The sequence below is a fragment of the Corynebacterium lemuris genome (genome assembly GCF_024919295.1).
Taxonomy (GTDB): Bacteria; Actinomycetota; Actinomycetes; order Mycobacteriales; family Mycobacteriaceae; genus Corynebacterium; species Corynebacterium lemuris.
On record NZ_JANWTC010000005.1, the window covers coordinates 65311 to 85247 of the forward strand.

General features: G+C 67.0%; 19 protein-coding genes. 4 read left to right on the forward strand and 15 right to left on the reverse strand.

What is annotated here, in order from left to right; all coding sequences use genetic code 11:
• Position 1: 1 nt before the first annotated feature.
• The 4 genes from ftsH to dacB form a co-directional block, all read right to left on the reverse strand.
• Positions 2–2431: an ATP-dependent zinc metalloprotease FtsH gene (ftsH, locus tag NYP18_RS08310; protein ID WP_259427726.1), complete on the reverse strand. Its 2430-nt coding sequence runs from the start codon at positions 2429–2431 to the stop codon at positions 2–4.
• Positions 2432–2575: 144 nt separating this feature from the next.
• Positions 2576–3163: a hypoxanthine phosphoribosyltransferase gene (gene hpt / locus NYP18_RS08315; RefSeq protein WP_439648076.1), complete on the reverse strand. Its 588-nt coding sequence runs from the start codon at positions 3161–3163 to the stop codon at positions 2576–2578.
• A gap of 16 nt (positions 3164–3179) precedes the next feature.
• Entirely contained in the window at positions 3180–4082 is a 903-nt protein-coding gene (gene tilS / locus NYP18_RS08320; protein WP_259427729.1) for a tRNA lysidine(34) synthetase TilS, read from the reverse strand.
• Between the two features lie 4 nt (positions 4083–4086).
• A complete protein-coding gene (gene dacB / locus NYP18_RS08325) occupies positions 4087–5364 on the reverse strand; it encodes a D-alanyl-D-alanine carboxypeptidase/D-alanyl-D-alanine endopeptidase (RefSeq protein ID WP_259427730.1) in 1278 nt (425 codons plus the stop codon).
• Between the two features lie 70 nt (positions 5365–5434).
• On the opposite strand from dacB, the gene NYP18_RS08330 reads away from it, so the two are divergent.
• Positions 5435–5989, forward strand: coding sequence for an inorganic diphosphatase (locus tag NYP18_RS08330; protein WP_259427731.1), 555 nt, complete (start codon positions 5435–5437; stop codon positions 5987–5989).
• On the opposite strand, the gene NYP18_RS08335 is transcribed toward NYP18_RS08330, so the two are convergent.
• The 6 genes from NYP18_RS08335 to NYP18_RS08360 are packed head-to-tail and all read right to left on the reverse strand — an operon-like array spanning position 5986 to position 9966.
• The gene (locus tag NYP18_RS08335; RefSeq protein WP_259427732.1) at positions 5986–6423 is read right to left on the reverse strand and encodes a hypothetical protein; all 438 of its coding nucleotides are present in this window, start codon (positions 6421–6423) and stop codon (positions 5986–5988) included. The two genes, NYP18_RS08330 and NYP18_RS08335, sit on opposite strands and share 4 nt — an antisense overlap.
• Positions 6424–6428: 5 nt before the next feature.
• Positions 6429–7958 carry a polyamine aminopropyltransferase gene (locus NYP18_RS08340; RefSeq protein WP_259427733.1) on the reverse strand — a complete coding sequence of 510 codons (1530 nt, stop codon included), beginning with the start codon at positions 7956–7958 and terminating at the stop codon, positions 6429–6431.
• Positions 7955–8380 carry a DUF350 domain-containing protein gene (locus tag NYP18_RS08345; protein ID WP_259427734.1) on the reverse strand — a complete coding sequence of 142 codons (426 nt, stop codon included), beginning with the start codon at positions 8378–8380 and terminating at the stop codon, positions 7955–7957. Before NYP18_RS08345 ends, NYP18_RS08340 begins: the two co-directional genes overlap by 4 nt.
• Before the next feature lie 52 nt (positions 8381–8432).
• Positions 8433–8852: a DUF4247 domain-containing protein gene (locus tag NYP18_RS08350; RefSeq protein ID WP_259427735.1), complete on the reverse strand. Its 420-nt coding sequence runs from the start codon at positions 8850–8852 to the stop codon at positions 8433–8435.
• Positions 8849–9349, reverse strand: coding sequence for a DUF2617 family protein (locus tag NYP18_RS08355; RefSeq protein ID WP_259427736.1), 501 nt, complete (start codon positions 9347–9349; stop codon positions 8849–8851). The genes NYP18_RS08350 and NYP18_RS08355 overlap by 4 nt, the downstream gene beginning before the upstream one ends.
• A complete protein-coding gene (locus NYP18_RS08360) occupies positions 9346–9966 on the reverse strand; it encodes a DUF4178 domain-containing protein (protein WP_259427737.1) in 621 nt (206 codons plus the stop codon). Before NYP18_RS08360 ends, NYP18_RS08355 begins: the two co-directional genes overlap by 4 nt.
• A 146-nt stretch (positions 9967–10112) precedes the next feature.
• On the opposite strand from NYP18_RS08360, the gene NYP18_RS08365 reads away from it, so the two are divergent.
• Genes NYP18_RS08365 through NYP18_RS08375 form a run of 3 tightly spaced genes read left to right on the forward strand, consistent with a single transcriptional unit; the run spans position 10113 to position 14893 of the window.
• Positions 10113–10406 (forward strand): rhodanese-like domain-containing protein, encoded by a 294-nt coding sequence (locus NYP18_RS08365; RefSeq protein ID WP_126119840.1) that lies wholly within the window; start codon positions 10113–10115, stop codon positions 10404–10406.
• Positions 10407–10465: 59 nt separating this feature from the next.
• Positions 10466–10990: a MarR family winged helix-turn-helix transcriptional regulator gene (locus NYP18_RS08370; RefSeq protein WP_259427738.1), complete on the forward strand. Its 525-nt coding sequence runs from the start codon at positions 10466–10468 to the stop codon at positions 10988–10990.
• A 3-nt stretch (positions 10991–10993) separates the two neighbouring features.
• On the forward strand, positions 10994–14893 hold the full coding sequence (locus tag NYP18_RS08375; protein ID WP_259427739.1) for a Pls/PosA family non-ribosomal peptide synthetase: 3900 nt from the start codon (positions 10994–10996) through the stop codon (positions 14891–14893).
• A gap of 48 nt (positions 14894–14941) precedes the next feature.
• Here the strand turns inward: NYP18_RS08375 and NYP18_RS08380 are convergent, their stop codons facing one another.
• From NYP18_RS08380 to groL, 5 genes are all read right to left on the reverse strand, one after another.
• A complete protein-coding gene (locus tag NYP18_RS08380) occupies positions 14942–16174 on the reverse strand; it encodes a hypothetical protein (RefSeq protein WP_259427740.1) in 1233 nt (410 codons plus the stop codon).
• A gap of 168 nt (positions 16175–16342) precedes the next feature.
• Positions 16343–17242 carry a polyphosphate kinase 2 gene (ppk2, locus tag NYP18_RS08385; RefSeq protein ID WP_259427741.1) on the reverse strand — a complete coding sequence of 300 codons (900 nt, stop codon included), beginning with the start codon at positions 17240–17242 and terminating at the stop codon, positions 16343–16345.
• A gap of 131 nt (positions 17243–17373) precedes the next feature.
• The gene (locus tag NYP18_RS08390; RefSeq protein ID WP_259427742.1) at positions 17374–17583 is read right to left on the reverse strand and encodes a hypothetical protein; all 210 of its coding nucleotides are present in this window, start codon (positions 17581–17583) and stop codon (positions 17374–17376) included.
• A 93-nt stretch (positions 17584–17676) separates the two neighbouring features.
• Positions 17677–17859 (reverse strand): PorH family porin, encoded by a 183-nt coding sequence (locus NYP18_RS08395; RefSeq protein WP_259427743.1) that lies wholly within the window; start codon positions 17857–17859, stop codon positions 17677–17679.
• Positions 17860–18264: 405 nt separating this feature from the next.
• Positions 18265–19908 (reverse strand): chaperonin GroEL, encoded by a 1644-nt coding sequence (gene groL / locus NYP18_RS08400; protein WP_126119846.1) that lies wholly within the window; start codon positions 19906–19908, stop codon positions 18265–18267.
• Positions 19909–19937: the final 29 nt, after the last annotated feature.

The window sequence follows — 19937 nt, forward strand, 5'->3', positions numbered from 1 at the left end:
TTTACTGTTCCTTTTTCGGCAGCTGGGTGGTGTCGGTGTCACTCGGCGGGACGACATCGGGGGCGCCGGGCTCCGGACGTCCGCTCTGATTGTCCTGCTCCGCCTCCCGGCCCGCGTTCTCCGGCTGCTCATGGTCCGGCAGGCGGAAACCGATGATCTCGGTGGGCGGGTCCTGTCTGGCCGGGGTCTCGGGGTCCTCGGCCGGGGCCGGGACGGCCGGGTCACCGTAGTTCTTCATGCCCGGGTGCTCACCCTGCGGCGTGCCCCCGGCGTAGGGGTTGTCCTTGGGTGACCAGCCGGGCACGGCCCAGTCCGCCGGTGGCGGGGTACCGCCGTAGCGCGGGGTGGTACCGGCGGCTCCGCCGGATGCCGGCACAGCAGCCGGGGCCTCGGCCGCGGACGCGTCCAGGGAGACACCGGCCGCGGCGAGTTCCGTCTGCCGCTTCTCACGGGCCCTGCGGGTCGCCTCGAGCAGGGAGAAGCGCTTCGGCGGTTCCTCACCGCGCTCGATGGCCAGCTCGACGGGGGTCTTCACCGGTTCGCGGCCGGCCTGGCGCGGGAAACGGTCGTCCTGGCCCGGGAAGATCTCGGGCGCCTCACGCGGCTCGATGTCCTCGAAGAGGACCTCCAGGTCGGGGCGGCGCAGGGTCTCCTTCTCCAGGAGCTTCTCTGCCAGGCGGTCGAGGTGGTCGCGGTGCTCGGCCAGAATGTCGTAGGCGTGGCGGTGCGCGGCGTCGAGAAGCATGTGCAGCTCCTCGTCGATCTTCGCGGCGACCGCCGGGGAGTACTCGAGGGTGCCGCCACCCGGCCGGCCGGAGAAGGGGTCGCCCTGCTCCTCCCCGTATTTGACCATGCCCAGGCTCGGCGACATGCCGTACTCGGTGAGCATCGCGCGGGCGATTTTGGTGGCCTGCTCGATGTCGGCGGAGGCGCCGGTGGTCTGCTCACCGAAGACGAGTTCCTCGGCGGCACGGCCACCCATGGCGAAGACCAGACGGGCGAAGAGTTCGTCGCGGTTGTACATGCCGCGGTCGTCCTCCTGCGCAGTCATCGCATGGCCGCCGGTGCGGCCGCGGGCGAGGATGGTCACCTTGTACACGCGCTCGATGTCCTTGAGCGCCCAGGCCGCCAGGGTGTGGCCGCCCTCGTGGTAGGCGGTGACCTTCTTCTCCTTCTCGGAGATGATCTTGCCTTCGCGGCGCGGACCGCCGATGACCCGGTCGGTGGCCTCCTCCAGGGCGTCTGCGGTGATGGCGTTGCCGCCGATGCGGGCGGTGAGCAACGCCGCCTCGTTGAGGACGTTGGCCAGGTCCGCACCCGACATGCCGGCGGTACGCTTGGCCAGGGACTTCAGGTCAGCATCCGGGGCGAACGGCTTACCCTTCCCGTGGACCTCGAGGATCATCTCGCGGCCCTTGAGGTCGGGGTTGGTCACCGGGATCTGGCGGTCGAAACGGCCCGGGCGCAGCAGTGCCGGGTCCAGGATGTCAGGGCGGTTGGTGGCGGCCATGAGGATGACGCCCTCGCGGTCGCCGAAGCCGTCCATCTCCACCAGCAGCTGGTTGAGGGTCTGCTCGCGCTCGTCATGGCCGCCGCCCATACCGGAACCGCGCTGGCGTCCGACGGCGTCGATCTCGTCGACGAAGATGATGCAGGGGCTGTTCTCCTTGGCCTGCTTGAACAGGTCACGCACCCGCGAGGCGCCGACACCGACGAACATCTCCACGAAATCGGAACCGGAGATGGAGTAGAAGGGCACGCCGGCCTCGCCGGCCACGGCGCGTGCCAGCAGGGTCTTGCCGGTACCCGGCGGACCGTAGAGCAGCACGCCGCGGGGGATCTTCGCGCCGAGGGCATGGTAGCGGCTCGGGTCCTGGAGGAAATCCTTGATCTCCTCCAGTTCGCTGACGGCCTCGTCCGCACCGGCGACATCCGCGAAGGTGTTCGTCGGCATGTCCTTGGTCAGTTCCTTGGCCTTGGAGCCACCGAAACCGAACATTCCGCCGCCACCCTGCATGCGGGTGAGGAAGAAGAAGAGCAGGCCGAAGAGCAGCAGCATGGGCAGCAGGAAGCTGAACATGCCCATCAGGAAGCTGTCCTGGGTCACCTTGGTGGTGTAGCCGTCCGCCCCGGAGGCCCGGACGGCGTCGAAGACCTGGGGAGCGGTGCGGGCGGGGTACTGGGCGATGATCTCCTCAACGCCCTCGCGCTCCTCGTAGGTGATCGGCTCGCGCAGCTCGACGCGGATCCGCTGCTCGCGGTCGTCGATCTGCACCTCCCTGGCGTTCTGCTCGTCGAGCTGCTGCATGACGACGGAGGTGTCCACGTCCTGGTAACCGCGGGTGTCATCGGTGAGCAGGGTGAACGTGAACAGGGACACCAGTGCCACCGTGGCGATGAGGCCGATCTGGAGGATTCTCTTGTTGCTCATGAGTGCGGACGCCGAAGGGGTCGGCTCGTCAGCCTACCTTCGCGACCAGTGCCTTTCGTGTTCGTTTTCAACCGCCGGGGTGGTATCACGTACTGGGGTAAACGCACCGGACGCGGAATTCGTTCCCGCGCCCGGGTGCGGCCCTCAGTTGGAGCTGTAGACGCGCGGGTGCAGGGTGCCCACGTAGGGCAGGTCGCGGTAACGCTCGGAGTAGTCCAGGCCGTAGCCGATGACGAATTCGTTGGGGATGTCGAAACCGACATCGAAAAGTTTGACGTCGGCCTTGACCACCTCAGGCTTACGCAGGAGGGTGATCACCTCGAGCGACTTCGGGTTGCGCGCCTGCAGGTTGCGCATGAGCCAGGACAGGGTGAGGCCGGAATCGATGATGTCCTCGATGATGAGGACATTGCGGCCCTCGATCTCGCGGTCGAGGTCCTTGAGGATGCGCACCACACCGGAGGAGGTGGTGGAGTTGCCGTAGGAGGATACGGCCATGAACTCCATCTCCGAGGGGATCGACAGCGCGCGGGAGAAGTCCGTGAGGAAGTACACGGCCCCCTTGAGGACACACACCAGGATCAGGTCCTCCTCGGCGTCGCGGTAGGTCTCCGAGACCCTGTCAGCGAGCTCCTGAACACGGGCGGCCAGAACCTCCTCGCTGATCAGCACCGCCTCAACATCATCGCCGTAACGGTTTGCGGGGACGTTGAGGTCCTTGTCAATGTGCACGGTTGTCATGCCTTTCCTAGCCGGCCGGGAATAAGGTCAGTCTGCCATCTACGCGGCGGACTTCCAACCTCCCGGTGGCGGTCCGGCCGACCGCGACCCCGCCCTGTCCCCGCCACCGGGTGCACAGGGCCTCGACCGCGCTTATCGACGCCCCCGTCACCCCCAGCCCCCGATCCCGCAGCCACGCCGCGATGCGGCGCCGCCGCAGCGGCCCCGGCTGGGCGGCCAGCTCCGCACAGTCATCCGTCGGAGGGCCGGCCAGCTCCTCAAGCAGGGCGTTGTCCGCGGCGATCCGGTCGGCCGCCTGCGCCAGCGGTTCCACGGCATCCCCGCCGATGAGTTGCCCCAGCTGCGGGAGGAAGCTCCCGCGCAGCGCCACCCGGCGGAAGGCGGGGTCACTGTTGTGCGGGTCCTGCCAGGGGTCCAGCCCCAGTTCGGCGCAGGCCCCGGCGGTGTCCGCCCGGCGCACGGTCAGCAGCGGGCGGACCAGCCGCCCGGCGCGCGGAGCCATACCGGTGGGGTTGCCGCGCAGGGCACCCAGCAGCAGGGTTTCCGCCTGGTCATCCCGGGTATGGCCGACCCATACTTCCCGGCCCTCGGCGAACAGTGCCCGGTACCGGGCCTCCCGCGCCCTGGCCTCGAGGTTGCCGGGCGCGACGGTGACGGTGCGCACCTGCGCATGCGCCCCGAGTTCCTCCGCCTGGCGGCAGGCTGTGTCCGCCACCTGCGCGGACCTCTCCTGCAGCTGGTGGTCGACGATCACGGCGTGCACGTCCTGGCCTTCCGCGCGGGCGGCGGCGAGCAGGGCCAGGGAATCCGCCCCGCCAGAGAGTCCGACGGTGACCGGCCCGGGAATGAGGAAGGGACGCACCGCCACCCGGCAGGCCAGGAAGTGCGGGCTGAAACGCGGGTACCGCACCGGCTCAGGAATCCCGGATGGCGGAGGCGAAGCGGTCCAGGGCGGCGCGGGCGGAGAGGATGTCCGAGCCGTTGGACAGCAGCGCAAACGAGTAGACACGCCCGGATTCGGCGGTGACGACACCCGCCAGCGCCGAGGTGCCGGTCAGCGTGCCGGTCTTCGCGCGCACCCAGCCGCGGCCGGACAGATCCCCGTAACGGTCGGTGAGGGTGCCGGAACCGCCGGCAACAGGCAGGGTGGCGAGCAGATGGCGCAGGGGGGTGTCGGCGGCGGCGTCGACAAGCAGGTCGTCGAGCAGGCGCGGCGGGATGAGGTTGTCGGTGGACAGCCCCGAGTTGTCCGCCAGGGTGACACCCGTGGTGTCGAAACCATGCTCTGCCAGCACCTCAAGGGTGGCGCGGGTGTCGGCGGCCGCGGAACCCGGCTGGCCGCGGTGGACCGCGATCTCATGTCCGATGGCCTCCGCCATGACGTTGTCGGACCAGACCATCATCTCGTCTATGCGCTCGATCAACGGCGGGGAATCGGTGCTGGCCAGTACCTCGGCATCGGTGGGGGCACTACCCGTGCCGACATCCGCCGCGCCGATCCGCTCCGCCAGGGCGCGGGCGACATCGAGGGCCGGGGTATGCGAGCGCGGGACATCGCCCTCGGTCTCCCCGATCCGGGCGCCGTAGAGCATGGCGGGCTCCAGCGGGGCGATGTAACCGGCGTCAACGTCCGCCGAGTCCCAACCCGCCATGAAGGGGTCCCCGTCCCAGACGGAGAGGTCAATGAGCACCTGCTCCGCCTCACCGACCTGATCCGCGAGCTCATTCATCTGCTCCGTGGTCAGCCACACATCCCCCGCGGCGCGGATGACCACCGTGCCCGGCTGCCCGCCGGACACCACCTCGGTGGTGAGCACGTCATCCGGGCCCAACTCCAGGATCGCGGCGGCCGCGGTGAGGACCTTAGTGGAACTGGCCGGCTGCAGCGGCGTGCCGGAGTTGAGGTCCCAGACCGTCTCCCCCGTGACGGTGTCGGTGACCCGGCCGTGCACCGTGCCCAGGGCGGGGTCGGCGCCGAGTTCCGTCAGCCGGGCGGCCAGCGTGGTGTTGTCCACCCCGGCCTCGGCCTCCGCGGGCACGAGCACCGGGGTCGGCGCCTCCACGGCATAAGCCGGGCCGTGGGTGAGGTCGCCGTAATACTGCTGCACGAGCACGCCGAAACCCGCCACCCCGGCAACAGCCACCCCGACCACACCCGCGGTCACCGACCACCACAGCTTCTTTCCACTCATCGCCTACACCTTAACCGCTGCCGCTAGGATGACAGGCGATCCCCCTAAACTGCTACAAGGAGTCTGACGCATGGGCGTTGAAGTCATCATCGAGATCCCGAAGGGTTCGCGCAACAAGTACGAGGTCGACCACGAGACCGGCCGGGTATTCCTCGACCGTTACCTGTTCACCCCGATGGCGTACCCGGCGGACTACGGCTTCATCGAGCACACCCTCGGTGAGGACGGCGACCCGATGGACGCCCTGGTCATCCTCCCGGAGCCGGTCTTCCCCGGCGTGGTCGTCATGGCGCGGGTCATCGGTGTGTTCAAGATGACCGACGAGGCCGGCGGCGACGACAAGCTGCTGTGTGTCCTCGATGACCCGCGCTTCGACAACTTCAAGGAGATCGACGACATCTCCCAGTTCACCCTGGACGAGATCGAGCACTTCTTCGTCCACTACAAGGATCTCGAGCCCGGCAAGCACGTCGAGGGCTCCGGCTGGGGCAACCGCGAGGAGGCTGAGCGCATCCTCCAGGAGTCCATCGACCGCTACAAGGAGGTCGGCGACAACACCCGCGAGGGTCTGGAGGCCGAGAAGGACAAGGAGAACATCGTCGAGCAGCAGCTGGACGAGGCCTAGTTTCTTCCGCCTGTTCCCCGTCGGCCCGCTGGGTCGGCGGGGTTCGTCGTGTCCGGGGTTCCGGGGCTGCGCAGCCGACCGACCACCACCTGAGCGATCAGTCCCACGATCAGCAGCCACACCCCGACGGCCAGCATGAGAATGGCCGGCACCTGCCCCGGTGAGATCAGCAACCCCACCAGACCTGCCGCGGAACCCGCCCCACCCAGCCAGGTCAGCCACCGGGGTACCGTGTCAGCCGGCCGGCGGAGGAGGCATGCGCAGGTGGTCACGATGGCCACCGGCACCAGCAGGACACCCATGGTCACCAATGCCAGGCCGGGGCGGACGCCGAGCAGCATCAACCCTCCGCCGAGTGCGCCGGTGACCAGCGCCGCCACCCACAGGCGGAGGGTGATCATGTCCGTCAGCCGTACCAGCACATCGTGTTCCACAGGTTCTACTCCCCCGCCCGGCGGTAACCACGGCGCAGGTCCTCGACGATATAGGGCCGGTCGAGGGTGGAGGGTTCCAGATCGCGGGGCTGGTTGTCCCGGCCGAAGACGGCCGCGGCGGCGAGCGCCTCCTCGTCGAGGAAACGCAGCTCCGGTACCGCCGCCGGAAGGGACAGTTCCGTTCCCGCGGGCGCGCAGAGGTGGAAACCCCAGTCACCGAAGGTGGGGACATGGACGTGGTAGGGCAGTGTCTGTCCGCAACCGGCCGCCCGCAGTGTGGCCCCCACCCGCCAGAAGACATCCGGGGTGGTGAATGCCGAGGAGGACTGGACGACCATGCGTCCGCCGGGTGCGAGGGCACGGTGGGCCAGAGTGTAGAACTCCTCGGAGTACAGCCGGGCCATCGTCTCGTTGTCCGGGTCAGGCAGATCGATGATGACGGTGTCGTAGGCGGTGCCGTCACTGCCCGCCCGCAGCCAGGTGAAGGCATCTTCCACGATGACGTTGACCCGCGGGTCCGTCAGCGAACCGTGGTTGTCCTCGACCAACACGGTGTTGGCCACCTCAATGACGGCCGGGTCGAGTTCAACCTGGGTGACCGACAGATCCATGCGCAGCAGCTCCCGGGCCACCAGTCCGTCACCGCCGCCGATGACGAGGACATGGCGGGCGCTGTCTGACAGCGCCGGGTAGACCAGCGACTCGGTGTAGCGGTACTCATCGCGGGTGGAGTACTGGAGTCCGCCGTTGAGGTAGAGACGACGGTCGTCGCCGCGCTGGGTGACCACGATGTCCTGGTAGTCGGACTGGTGGGCGTGGATGATCGGGTCGCTGTAGAGCGACTGGCGGGCGGTGGTGACGATGCCCTCCGACCGGATGAAAAGTACGGTCAGCACAGCGAGGGCCGCCACCAGCGCGAGCATGGAGGCCACGAACTGCCGGAACGGGATCCAGTGGCGCAGCAGCACAGCCGCGAGGAACAGCGCCGCCACGAGGTTGACCAGACCGGCGGCCAGGGTGCCGCGCATGAGCCCCAGTCCGGGGAGCAGGAGGAAGGGCCAGGCCAGGCCACCGATCAGGGCGCCGGCGTAGTCGGCGAAGTTGAGGGTGGCCAGCAGGGAACCCACGGTGCGGGCATCCGACAGTCGGCCGCGCTGCACCAGAGTCATCAGCAGCGGCACCTCCGCGCCGACGAGCATGCCGATGAGCGCGGTGGCGATGACGAGCACGGCAGTGGACTGGCCGATGGTGGCGAAGGTGACGTAGAGGATGATCGCTGAGGTGCCGCCGATCAGGCCGAGCAGGGTCTCGACCGCCAGGAAGGTCTGGGCCGGCCAGCGCAGGAAGGGCTTGGCGCACAGCGCGCCGACGCCCAGCGCCGCGACATAACCCGCCACGATGAGCGAGGTCTCGACGATCCCGCCCCCGTTGAGGGAGGTGGACAGGGAGAGCAGCGCCAGCTCGTACACGAGTCCGGAGGCCGCGCACACCCCTACCGCGACGAGCAGCAGCCAGCGCCACAGTCTGCCGCTCACGACATGCTGGCTGCATTGATCGCGGCGATGACCACCAGGGTCACGGACACGACGACCGTCCCCGAACGCAGACGGGGATCGGCCACCAGGTCGCGGAAGCGGCCCGGGACCAGCAACTCCACGACGACCAGGGCCACGCACTGCAGCACCAGCGCGATGACGGCATAGAAGGCGGTCTCCGCCAACCCGGTCAGCAGATCATCCGAGGAGTGCAGGATGGCGCTGACGATGATGATGCCGAGCGCGATCTGCTGCGCGGCGGCGAGCATCCCGGCGTTGGGTTTGTGGTCGACGAAGACCAGTTCATGCAGTCTGCCGGGTGTGAGCAGGTCGAGGAGGATGAAACCCACGAGGAGGATGACCGCGGAGAGCGTGAAGTAGGCGATCGTGCCCAGCGAATCAGTCAGCAGGGTGTCGAACATGGGGGTGAGGCTCCTTGGTGCCGGGGGAATGGTGGGGAGGTGCGGGGGCGGATTATTTCACACCCGAGCCGGAGCCTGAGGAGCCGCCGCTCGAGCCGCTGGGTGAACCCGGGGAGAAGCCGGTGCCCAGGTAGACGAAGGTTCCGTTGTTGACCCGCCCCAGATCTTCGACCCGGATGGAGCAGGAACCGTTGGCGTCCTGTGTCACGGAGATGAGGTTGCGGCGGTAGCGCAGGTACTCGCTGCCGTCAGCCGGGTCGGTGGCCCGCGACTGCGCCCGGCCCACCTCCTCCTCGATCCGGTCGGCGGTCTCTGCCGGGGTGCCCGTGCACTGGTAGGTGGTGGCGCTGGTGGCCGCGAAGCTCTGGTCCATGCGGTCGTCCAGGTTGCCGGAGCCGACCGCGACCAGCGCGGCCAGCACGGCGATGCCCGCAGCGACGGCGGCGGCCACGAAATATCTGGTGGAGGTCACGGTCGGTAGGTGCTCCTCGTACTGACGATGGTGGATTCCTCCGGGTAGAGATGGCGGGTGTCCCAGCTCCAGCCACCGTCGGTGGCTGCGCCGCGCAGGGCGGTGAGGTGGTGGCGGCCGGGCCCGGGGAAACGGACGATGAACCAGCCCGCGGTGTCGAGCAGGGCGTCCGCCTGCTCCCGGAAGTCGTTCCCGTTCCACCGCCGGGTGCGGGTGTCCAGCCGGTAACCGTGGTGCTCTGTCAGGGCGGGCAGGGGGTGCACCGCCTCCTGCGCGGTGCAGGAGATCTCCTCCCGGAAGACGACTGAGCCGTCGGCGTGGTGGACGGTCACGACATGGGAGCCCCCGATGACCGCGAGGTGGAGGTGTCCCCCACCGGCCGGTGCCGGGATCACGGTGTCCGCCAGGATCTCCGGGAGGGGTCCGTTCCAGCTCACGCCGAGGGCGGCTGCGCTGACATCGGCCGGGGTGCAGCGCAGTTCGACGGCGGCCGTCACGGCTTCGGCGCCGGGTAGACGGACAACTCTCCGGGCAGCACGGTGTACCCGAGGGAGGCCTCCCACTTACCACCGCCGAAGCTCTCCAGACCGAGGAGACCTCCGCCGCGCCCGATGGCTGCCATGTCGTGGTAGCGCACTTCACCCTGGGGCGGGAGGCCGGTCTCACCCTCCGTGTGGAATTCGGCGCGGCCGCGCTCCACCAGGTGGTAGTCCGTGCCCTCGACGCGGAGCTGCTGGACGGGCTCCAGATGCAGGTCGGGACGGGAGATCCACCAGGCGAGCTTGAGCTGGCCCTCGTCGACCTCCACAGAGAGCCACTCCGAGCCCCTACCGCCCTCCAGCATGTGCTCGTACCAGGTGTAGTAGCCCTCGGTGACGGTCACGCTGCCGCGGACGACGTAGTCGACGCCGCCGTAGGTGATGATCGCCCCGGGGGCGAGGACATCGGGGCCGAAGTTCCGCGCGCCGGTGACATCCGCGAAGGGATCCTTCCGGCTCCGGTGCTCCGTCCCACCGTCCCCGGCCCGGCGGGCCCGCATTCCCAGCACCAGGAAAATCACTGCCGCGGCTGCGGCGAGGAGGGCCACCAGCCACCAGATCGTCCCTGTGTCCATTCGGCTCTCCCGGATTCATCGTGGGTTTCAGCTGGCCGGCACCGGGATCTTCCCCAGCCCCGCGAGCATAAGTACCTTGGTGAGGATAGCGGACAGTTTCCATCCATGCCCGTTGCCCTATAGGTCCCGAAGAAAGGTGCTCCCCCATGAAGACCGTGACCGTCAACCAGGTTCCCTTCGACGCCCAGCTCATCGACGTCCGTGAGGCCGACGAGTACGCGGAGGGCCACGCCGCCAACGCCGTGCACATCCCCCTCTCTGAGTTTGTGTCCCGCGTGGATGAGATCGACACCAGCCGGGACATCTACATGATCTGCCTGGCCGGTGGCCGTTCCGCCCAGGCCTGCGAGTACCTGCAGCAGGCCCACGACGTCGAGGCGATCAACGTGGAGGGGGGCACCAGGGCCTGGCGCGAGGCGGAACTCCCGATGGAGAAATAATTAGTGGGTAATCTCCCATGATTTAATTAAACCACGGTGGGACACGTACCATTGCAGGTATGCCACATAAAAAGGATTCACCCATCGTGGAGACCGCCGAGCAGACCGGCCTGCCCCTGCCCCTGCTTGAATCACCCAGCTTCCAGCTGGAACGCCTCCGCCGCCGCACCCGCGATGGCGTCGAGGCAGCCCTGTCCACCCACGACACCACCATGCGCGAATACTGGGTGCTCACCTGCCTCATCGAGGGCGACGCCGCCTCCCAGTCCGCGCTCTCCGAGGCCCTGGCCATCGACGCCTCCGACATGGTGCGCCTCATTGACGCCCTGGAGTCGAAGGGCTGGGCCCGCCGCGAGCGGGACCCGAAGGACCGCCGCCGGCAGATCGTCACATCGACGAAGGCCGGGGCGAAGGCCCAGGGCGAACTCGCCGTACTCGTCGCACAGGCCGAGAAGACCGCGCTGGACGATTCCACCGGAAAACAGCGCAAACACCTGCGGAAGCTGACCCAGGCGGTGCTGACCACGGAATCAGCCGAGGCCCACCCCGAGAGGCCTGACGGTCCCGTGGCGAAGGGGGCCTAGCGTATGTCGATCCACCAGGTTCCGCGCCAGTTCCTGCGTGCCGGCGAGGCCCCGGCCAAGCGCACGCTCTATGACATCCTGGCCACCACCGCGGCCGAAAATCCTGGGGCCGCCGCCATTGATGACGGTGAGATTCTCACCTACGCCGAACTCATGGACGAGGTCCACACCCTGGCTGCCGAGCTGCACGCCAACGGCATCCGTCGCGGCGACCGCATCGGCATCCGGATGACCTCCGGCAGCCGCGACCTCTACATCGCCATCCTGGCCACCATCGCGGCCGGCGCCGCCTATGTGCCGGTGGATGCCGATGATCCCGAGGAACGCGCGGAGATGGTCTTCTCCGAGGGGAAGATCAACGGTGTGTTCACCGACGAAGGCTTCCGTATGCTCGCCCCGCGTGCGGGCGGCGACAGACACCGGCCGCAGCTGGGTGACACCGCCTGGATCATCTTCACCTCCGGTTCCACGGGTAAACCGAAGGGCGTGGCAGTCTCCCACCGCAGCGCCGCCGCCTTCGTCGACGCCGAGGCCGAGCTCTTCCTGGTCAACTCCCCCGGCGGTCCCCTGGGCCCGGAGGACCGGGTCCTGGCCGGCCTGTCCGTGGCCTTCGACGCCTCATGTGAGGAGATGTGGCTGGCCTGGCGCCACGGCGCCTGCCTGGTGCCGGCCCCGCGTTCCCTGGTGCGTTCCGGCATGGATCTGGGCCCGTGGCTGATCCGTCGCGATATCACGGTGGTCTCCACCGTGCCCACCCTGGCCGGACTGTGGCCGGCCGAGGCGCTGGACAACATCCGCCTGCTCATCGTCGGTGGCGAGGCCTGCTCCCAGGAACTGGTGGAGCGTCTGGCAACCGAGGACCGCGAGATGTGGAACACCTACGGACCCACCGAGGCCACGGTCGTGGCCTCCGCCACCCAGCTGCACCCGGGCCACCCGGTGGGCATCGGACTACCCCTGGCCGGCTGGGACCTGCTCGTTGTCGACGAGCAGGAGCAGCCGGTCAACGTCGGCGAGGTCGGTGAGCTGGTCATCGGCGGTGTGGGCCTGGCCCGCTACCTCGATCCGGAGAAGGACGCCGAGAAATACGCCCCCATGCCCTCGGTCGGCTGGCCGCGGGCCTACCGCTCCGGCGACCACGTCCGCCTGGAGGAGGACGGCCTGTACTTCATCGGTCGGGTCGACGACCAGGTCAAGATCGGCGGCCGGCGCATCGAGCTCGGCGAGGTGGAGGCCAACGTCGCCGCCCTGCCGAATGTCTACAACTCCGCCGTGGCCGTGCAGCAGACCGGCGCAAACCAGTCCGTGCTGGTCGGGTATGTCTCCCTCGATGATCCCGCGGCCGGTTTCGACCACGAGGCCGCGCACGAACGTCTCACGGAGACCATGCCGTCCGCCCTCGTCCCCCGCATCTGCGTCATGGAGGAGCTGCCGATCCGCACCTCCGGCAAGGTGGACAAGAAGGCCCTGCCCTGGCCGCTGCCGGGCGTGGGTGTGGAGGCCACCGACCTCAACCCGACGGAGGCCTGGCTCGCGGAGCTGTGGGTCGACGTCCTGGGCACCTCCGTCGCCGACGCGGACGCCGATTTCTTCTCCCTCGGCGGCACCTCCCTCGCCGCCGCGACGCTGGTGGGGCGCATCCGCGATCAGGTCCCCACCGTGGCCGTCCGCGACCTCTACGACCACCCGCGCCTGGGTTCGCTGGCCGAGGCTGTGGAGGCCATCGCCGAGAAGTCCGGTGTCTCGCTTATCGACGCCGCGCCCGTCACCCCCCGTGACGTTGCTCCGGTGGGTCTGGGCACGCGCCTGGCACAACTGCTCATCCAGGTCCCCATGATGACGCTGCAGGCCACCACCTGGCTGGGCTGGATCCTGCTGGGCGGCAACCTCGCCCATCTCGCCGGTGTGGAATGGACCGTGCACACCTCCTGGTGGCTGGTGGCGGCCCTGCTCATCATCTTCGGTTCCCCGCTCGGCAGGCTGCCGCTGGGCGGGTTGGGTGCCCGCCTGATCACCCTGGGCATCACACCGGGCGAGTACCGCCGCGGCGGCCCGACCCACCTGCGGATCTGGGCCGCCGAACGCTGGGTGGACGCTTCCGGCGCCCACTCGATCTCAGGCGCGACGTGGGTGATCTATTTCGCCCGCTCCCTCGGTGTGAAGATCGGCCGGGGCGTGGATCTGCACTCCCTGCCGCCGGTCACCGGCCTACTCACTCTCGGCGACCACTGCGCCATCGAGCCGGAGGTGGATCTGTCCGGCTACTGGGTCGACGGCGACATCCTGCGCGTCGGCACCATCGAGGTCGGCCCCGAGGCCCGCGTCGGCGCCCGCTCCACCCTGCTGCCCGGCACCGTCATCGGTGCCGACGCCCACGTGGAGGCCGGATCCACCGTCACCGGTGACCGTCCCGCCAAACCCGGTGCCCGCTGGTCGGGTTCCCCGGCGGAGAAGGTCGGCCGTTCCAAGCACCGCTTCCCCGACGAGTACCCGCCCCGGCGTTCCCGATGGGTGCCCGTCTACGGTCTGACCTCCGTGATGCTCAGCCTGCAACCGCTCGTGGCCATCGCGCTCGGTGCCCTCGTGGCCATCGCCCTGGTGCAGACCACCAACGGCAACCCGCTGCTCGGCGGGGTGCTCTTCGCCCCGCTGGGGGCTCTGGTCGCCTTCGTCTTCTACATGATCGCCACCTGGCTGGGTGTGCGTGTGCTCTCCCTCGGACTGCAACCCGGCGTCACCCCGGTGCGCTCCTTCCGTGGCTGGCAGCTGTGGACCATCGAACGCCTCATGGACGACGCCCGCACCTACCTCTTCCCCCTCTACGCCGGCCAGCTCACCCCGATGTGGCTGCGCAGTCTGGGTGCGAGGATCGGCCAGGACGTGGAGATCTCCACCGCGGTGATGGTGCCCGCACTCACCGAGGTCCGCGACGGTGCCTTCCTCGCCGACGACACCCTCATCGGCGGCTACGAGCTCGGCGGCGGCTGGATGCTCACCGGTGAGACCCGCGTGGGCAAACGCAGCTTCGTCGGCAACTCCGGCATCACCGGACCGGGCCGCAAGCTCCCGAAGAATTCCCTGGTGGCCGTGCTCTCCTCGACCCCGAAGAAGGCCAAGGCCAACACCAACTGGTGGGGTTCCCCGCCGGAACGCATGCGCCGTGTCCAGGTCGACGCCGACGGTGGTGAGGCCCTGACCTACAACCCCGGCCTGAAGGTGAAGATCTTCCGCGGATTCATCGAGACGATGCGGCTGCTCGCGCCCATGGTCTCGGCGATGCTGCTGGCCGCGGTCGTCGGCACGCTCTACTGGCTGACGGTCACCGTCGGTGTATGGGCCGCGTGGCTGGCCGGTGGTGTCACCCTCATGGCCGCCGGGCTGCTGGCCATCATCATCACGGTGCTGGTGAAGTGGTTCTGCGTCGGTAAGCACCGCCCCGGCGACCACCCGCTGTGGAGCGAATTCGTCTGGCTCAACGAGCTGCAGGACGCCTTCGTCGAGTCCGTCGCCGCCCCCTGGTTCCTCGTGCCCGGCCTCGGCACCGCGGAACTCAACCTGGCGCTGCGGGCCCTGGGTGCGCGCATCGGTCGCGGCGCGTGGATCGAGTCCTACTGGTTCCCCGAGACTGACCTCTGTGTCGTCGGCAGGGGCGCCACGGTCGGGCCGGGAACAGTCGTGCAGACGCACCTGTTCCAGGACCGCGTCATGAGCCTCGATCAGGTCATCATCGCTGACGGCGCCACCCTGGCCGCCCACTCGGTGATGCTGCCGGCCGCCACCCTCGGCGCAGGAGCCACCGTCGGACCCGGTTCCCTGGTCATGCGCGGTGACCAGGTGCCCGCCAACACCGTCTGGCAGGGCAACCCGATCGAACCGTGGGTGAGGAACCAGAGCGAACTCTGAGCAGGGAAGGAACCCCGGGCACCTGTTCATCTCAAGCCCGGGGTTTCCTCATTTTTCCTTCGATCCTGAATCAGTTCCATTTTCCCTGAACTCCGTGTCCCCGTGATCCCCTGGATTAATCCTCTCCCCCAGTGCCATCAGGCCTTTACCTATACCTCGGCGCAGGCCCTGTTGGGCACCGTCCGCGACGTCTTGGACATGACGGAATCCATCCCGCAATTGGGCGTGTTCCTCCAGGCCCCACTCCTGGGCCTGGATACCGCGGTAACGGAGAAAATCGCTGACGGCCTTCTCCAGCTCAGTACGGGCAGCAGTCAACTTCCGACGGGTGCCAATTCCTTGGGTGAACACTTCCCCTGCCGTGATGACGGAATAGGTCCGTAGAATCCGCCCTACTTCTTCAGCCAGTTCCCGATCCTCCCCAATATGCTTGTTCAGCGCCTGGCGAGCAGAGTTGACCGCGGATTCAAGATGATGATCCTCCTGGTCCGAGATACGGATGAGACGGATCTGCTGCCAGGTGGCATGCGAATCCTGTGCCGCCAGCAGCAGCTTGAAAATGCCTGTCCACCTACCTGCCCTGATCTTCTTCGTCAGCGCATCGGCCCTCCTGGCAGGACCATCCTGGGGTTTCAGATCACGCAGTTCCAGGAGCAGGTACTGACGGAGTTTCTCAATCCCCGATTCCAGGATCGGGCCAAGAAATGCCACAGACTCCCAGTCAGCAGTGGGGAGGGCACCTGATTCTCTCCATCGCCCCAAGATGGCGTGCAGGAACTTCCGGTGCCCGTAGATGTCTCCGAGCATCTCGGCGTGGGCGAAATTCAGCAGTTCCTTGACGTCCCCTGCCATATCGTCCAATGCGTCGGAAATCTCCTGCATCGCAACCTGCATCGCCTGGAGGGATGCGTACACGAACGCACCGTGAGGCCCCGCCGCGAGCATGAGTGCCTGCGGGTCTACGGGAACATTGCTGATGAACTGACCGGTTTTCAGATCCCGTGTGATCAACCGCAGTTCTGAGGAGGAAGTCACGGTCTGGACATCCGGCGTGATCAAAAACTGTGCCACCTCACCCGCGATTCCCAGGATGTTCGCCACGTCCCCCATAAATGCGGCAGGAGAATTTTCGAGTTCTCGGACTGCTGTCGCAGGGTGATTCGCGGAGGCGATCCAGGCTTCAACCTCGGCAGGATCCCCCACCGCCAGAATCCCACTCTCGTTCTCGATCAGAGCCAGACTTCCTGCCAGGTTCTTACCTCCTGACGTCAGTCCATCCATGGTCACTAGCCTTTCTCACCGACGCTTACCCTGAACTCCGCATTCTACTTCCCACCCGCCCCACAGACTGGCGGTGGCACAGCAGACCTCCATGGGAGGCATCACGAAGGCCCGCCCTCCCCGGCGAAAACGGGGTGGGCGGGCCGTTATGCTGACCTGGCTGGGTGGCTAGTCGCCGATCTGGTCGCGACCGCGCTTGACGATGAGCGGGTCCGGATGGCCGACGATCTCGTGGTCCTTGTTGGTGTACTCGAACTTCGACAGGATGTAGCGCATGGCGTTGATGCGGGCGCGCTTCTTGTCATTCGACTTGATGGTCACCCACGGGGACTCATCCGTGTCCGTGTAGCGGAACTGCTCCTCCTTGGCACGGGTGTAGTCATCCCACTTGTCCAGGGAGGCCAGGTCCATCGGCGAGAGCTTCCACTGGCGCACCGGGTCGACCTGGCGGATGGCGAAGCGGGTGCGCTGTTCTTTCTGGGTCACGGAGAACCAGAACTTGGTCAGGGAGATCCCGGAACCGAGGAGCATGTTCTCCAGCATGGGCACCTCGCGGAGGAATTCCGCGTGCTGGGACTCGGTGCAGAAGCCCATGACGCGCTCGACACCGGAGCGGTTGTACCAGGAACGGTCGAAGAAGACGATCTCACCGGCCGCCGGGAAATGCGCGATATAGCGCTGGAAATACCACGAGGTGGATTCCTTCGGGGAGGGCTTCTCCAGCGCAACGTTGCGGGCACCACGGGGGTTGAGGTGCTCGTTGAAACGCTTGATCGTGCCGCCCTTGCCGGCGGCGTCGCGGCCCTCAAAGAGGATGATGTGGCGCTGGCCCGTCTCCTTGGTCCAGTTCTGCCACTTCAACAGCTCGATCTGCAGGGCACGCTTGATCTTCTCGTACTCGTCACGCGACATGCGTTCCTCATACGGGTAGTTCTCCCGCCACGTCTCGATGGGGGTCCCGTCCGGACGCAGCAGCACCGGATCGTCTTCATCGGAATCGTCGACGATGTACCCGTCAGTCTTCGCCAGGTCAATGACGGGGAGTTCGTCGTCCTTGTGGTCAGCCATGCGCAACAGTCTAGTCATGGAACAACCCAGCGTCGCGGCGAACCTGGCCGCGAGCCGGGTCACCCGGAAATGCGGAAGGCTCCGACCCATGATGGATCGGAGCCTTCCGGAAGCTGTGTTCCAGCGCGGTGCTAGTTGACCAGGCCGATGAGCTTGCCGACAGCCTCGGACCAGGTACCGGCGTCCTTCAGGAAGTCGAAGGTGTAGGAGAAGATGGTGTCCTTCTCCACGGTGACCTGCTCGCCACCCTTCCACTTGGTCTCGGTGTAACCGGAGGACAGGCGGCTCAGGGTCTCAGCGGACTGGCCGAAATCGTTGTCATCGTGACGGGGGTTGGACATGGTGGATCTCCTTCAGAAAAGAAAAGTGGGATATTTTTCAGTGGTGCCGCACCTGCTCAGGCGCGGCTGCCGGCCCGGAGGCTGAGCACAGAACTAGTGGCGGCCGCGCTTCGGCTCGTCCAGGGCGTCCTCGGTGTTGGAGGAGAGCTTGTCAGAGGTGTCGAAGAACTCGACGATGTCCAGCAGCAGCTCCGGGAAGTACTGGAAAGCGGTGCCGATGTTCTTGCCGAAGGTACCGAAGTCCGCGAACTGACCCTGAAGGAAATCGAGATCCATGAATTATCTCCTGCGTGAAAAGCCAGCCGGGTGCGGCTGGGAAAGTGTCCAGTTGACTGACACCCGTAGGGCGTCACAGGAAGATATTCTGTCACAACTTCATTAACAGTCAAGCGTTGCAGGGAAATTTCTCGACCTATTTTCCGTATCCGGATAGTTATACTCTGTGCGGATCGTCACAGTTCCCGCAGGTGAGAGAACGCCACCTGCGGAAACAGGTGATAACAGGTGAATAACAAGTAAACGATACATGGCCGCAGTAACACATAACGAGCTGGCATCGATTTAGGACAAGCTAAGATCGACCTGCACTTTCTCCCTACCCCCGAAAAGGGGAAACCGCCCCCAGAGGACCCTGAAAGGGCTCTGGGGGCGGCGTAAGAACGGGCCCCAGAAAAACTGAGACTAGAAGCCCATGCCACCCATGCCGTCAACATCCGGGGCGGCACCTGCGCCGGCCGGGGCCGGCTTGTCGGCGACGACAGCCTCGGTGGTGAGGAACAGTGCAGCGATGGACGCAGCATTCTGCAGGGCGGAGCGGGTGACCTTGACCGGGTCATTGATGCCCTCGGCCATGAGGTCGACGTACTCACCGGTGGCGGCGTTGAGGCCCTGGCCGGCCGGGAGGCCGGAGACCTTATCGGCCACGACACCGGCCTCCAGGCCGGCATTGAGGGCGATCTGCTTCAGCGGGGCGGACAGCGCCTGGCGGACAATCTTGACGCCGGTCGCCTCGTCACCGGTCAGGCCGAGCTCGTCAACGAGCACCTCGGCAGCCTGCAGCAGGGCGACGCCACCGCCGGCGACGATACCCTCATCCACGGCAGCCTTCGCGTTGCGGACGGCATCCTCGATGCGGTGCTTGCGCTCCTTAAGCTCCACCTCGGTGGCGGCACCGACCTTGAGCACTGCGACACCGCCGGCCAGCTTGGCCAGGCGCTCCTGCAGCTTCTCGCGGTCGTAGTCGGAGTCGGAGTTGTCGATCTCGGCGCGGATCTGCTTGACGCGGCCTTCGATCTGCTCCGGGGAACCGGCACCCTGGACGATGGTGGTGTCATCCTTGGTGATGACGACCTTGCGGGCGGTGCCCAGCAGCGGCAGGTCGGCGGTCTCCAGGGAGAGGCCGACCTCCTCGGCGATGACCTGGCCACCGGTGAGGATGGCGATGTCCTGCAGCTGGGCCTTGCGGCGGTCACCGAAGCCCGGGGCCTTGACGGCGACGGACTTGAAGGTGCCGCGGATCTTGTTCACCACGAGGGTGGACAGGGCCTCGCCCTCGATGTCCTCGGCGATGATCAGCAGCGGCTTACCGGACTGCATGACCTTCTCCAGCAGCGGCAGCAGGTCCTTGATGTTGGAGATCTTGGAGGAGACCAGGAGGATGTACGGATCCTCCAGGACAGCCTCGCCACGCTCCAGGTCGGTGGCCATGTAGCCGGAGATGTAACCCTTGTCGAAGCGCATACCCTCGGTGACCTCGAGCTCGACACCGAAGGTGTTGGACTCCTCGACGGTGATGACGGAGTCCTTGTTCACCTGGCCGTTGCCCACGGCATACATGGCCTTGGCGATCTGGGCGCCGATGGCCGGGTCAGCGGCGGAGATACCGGCGGTGGCGGCGATCTCCTCCTCGGTCTCGACCTCCTTGGCGGAGGCCAGCAGGGCCTCGGTGACCTTCTGGGTGGCGGCCTCGATGCCACGCTTGATGCCCATCGGGTTGGAACCGGCGGCTACGTTGCGCAGCCCCTCGCGGACGAGTGCCTGGGCCAGGACGGTGGCGGTGGTGGTGCCGTCGCCGGCGACATCGTCGGTCTTCTTGGCGACCTCCTTGACGAGCTCCGCACCGATCTTCTCGTACGGATCCTCCAGCTCGATCTCCTTGGCGATGGACACACCATCGTTGGTGATGACCGGGGCGCCCCAGCCACGCTCGAGAACGACGTTGCGACCCTTGGGGCCGAGGGTGACCTTGACGGCGTCGGCCAGGGTGTTCAGGCCACGCTCAAGACCACGGCGTGCTTCCTCGTCAAAGGCGATGATCTTTGCCATGTGTTTGTGCTCCTCAATTAGTTATCAGG

Bases quoted from the DNA above. Each gene is read 5' to 3' on its own strand.
- ftsH (WP_259427726.1), bottom strand. From the start codon at position 2,431: ATGAGCAACAAGAGAATCCTCCAGATCGGCCTCATCGCCACGGTGGCA.
- dacB (WP_259427730.1), bottom strand. From the start codon at position 5,364: ATGAGTGGAAAGAAGCTGTGGTGGTCGGTGACCGCGGGTGTGGTCGGG.
- NYP18_RS08330 (WP_259427731.1), top strand. From the start codon at position 5,435: ATGGGCGTTGAAGTCATCATCGAGATCCCGAAGGGTTCGCGCAACAAG.
- NYP18_RS08345 (WP_259427734.1), bottom strand. From the start codon at position 8,380: ATGTTCGACACCCTGCTGACTGATTCGCTGGGCACGATCGCCTACTTC.
- NYP18_RS08360 (WP_259427737.1), bottom strand. From the start codon at position 9,966: ATGGACACAGGGACGATCTGGTGGCTGGTGGCCCTCCTCGCCGCAGCC.
- NYP18_RS08365 (WP_126119840.1), top strand. From the start codon at position 10,113: ATGAAGACCGTGACCGTCAACCAGGTTCCCTTCGACGCCCAGCTCATC.
- NYP18_RS08370 (WP_259427738.1), top strand. From the start codon at position 10,466: ATGCCACATAAAAAGGATTCACCCATCGTGGAGACCGCCGAGCAGACC.
- NYP18_RS08375 (WP_259427739.1), top strand. From the start codon at position 10,994: ATGTCGATCCACCAGGTTCCGCGCCAGTTCCTGCGTGCCGGCGAGGCC.
- NYP18_RS08380 (WP_259427740.1), bottom strand. From the start codon at position 16,174: ATGGATGGACTGACGTCAGGAGGTAAGAACCTGGCAGGAAGTCTGGCT.
- ppk2 (WP_259427741.1), bottom strand. From the start codon at position 17,242: ATGGCTGACCACAAGGACGACGAACTCCCCGTCATTGACCTGGCGAAG.
- NYP18_RS08390 (WP_259427742.1), bottom strand. From the start codon at position 17,583: ATGTCCAACCCCCGTCACGATGACAACGATTTCGGCCAGTCCGCTGAG.
- NYP18_RS08395 (WP_259427743.1), bottom strand. From the start codon at position 17,859: ATGGATCTCGATTTCCTTCAGGGTCAGTTCGCGGACTTCGGTACCTTC.
- groL (WP_126119846.1), bottom strand. From the start codon at position 19,908: ATGGCAAAGATCATCGCCTTTGACGAGGAAGCACGCCGTGGTCTTGAG.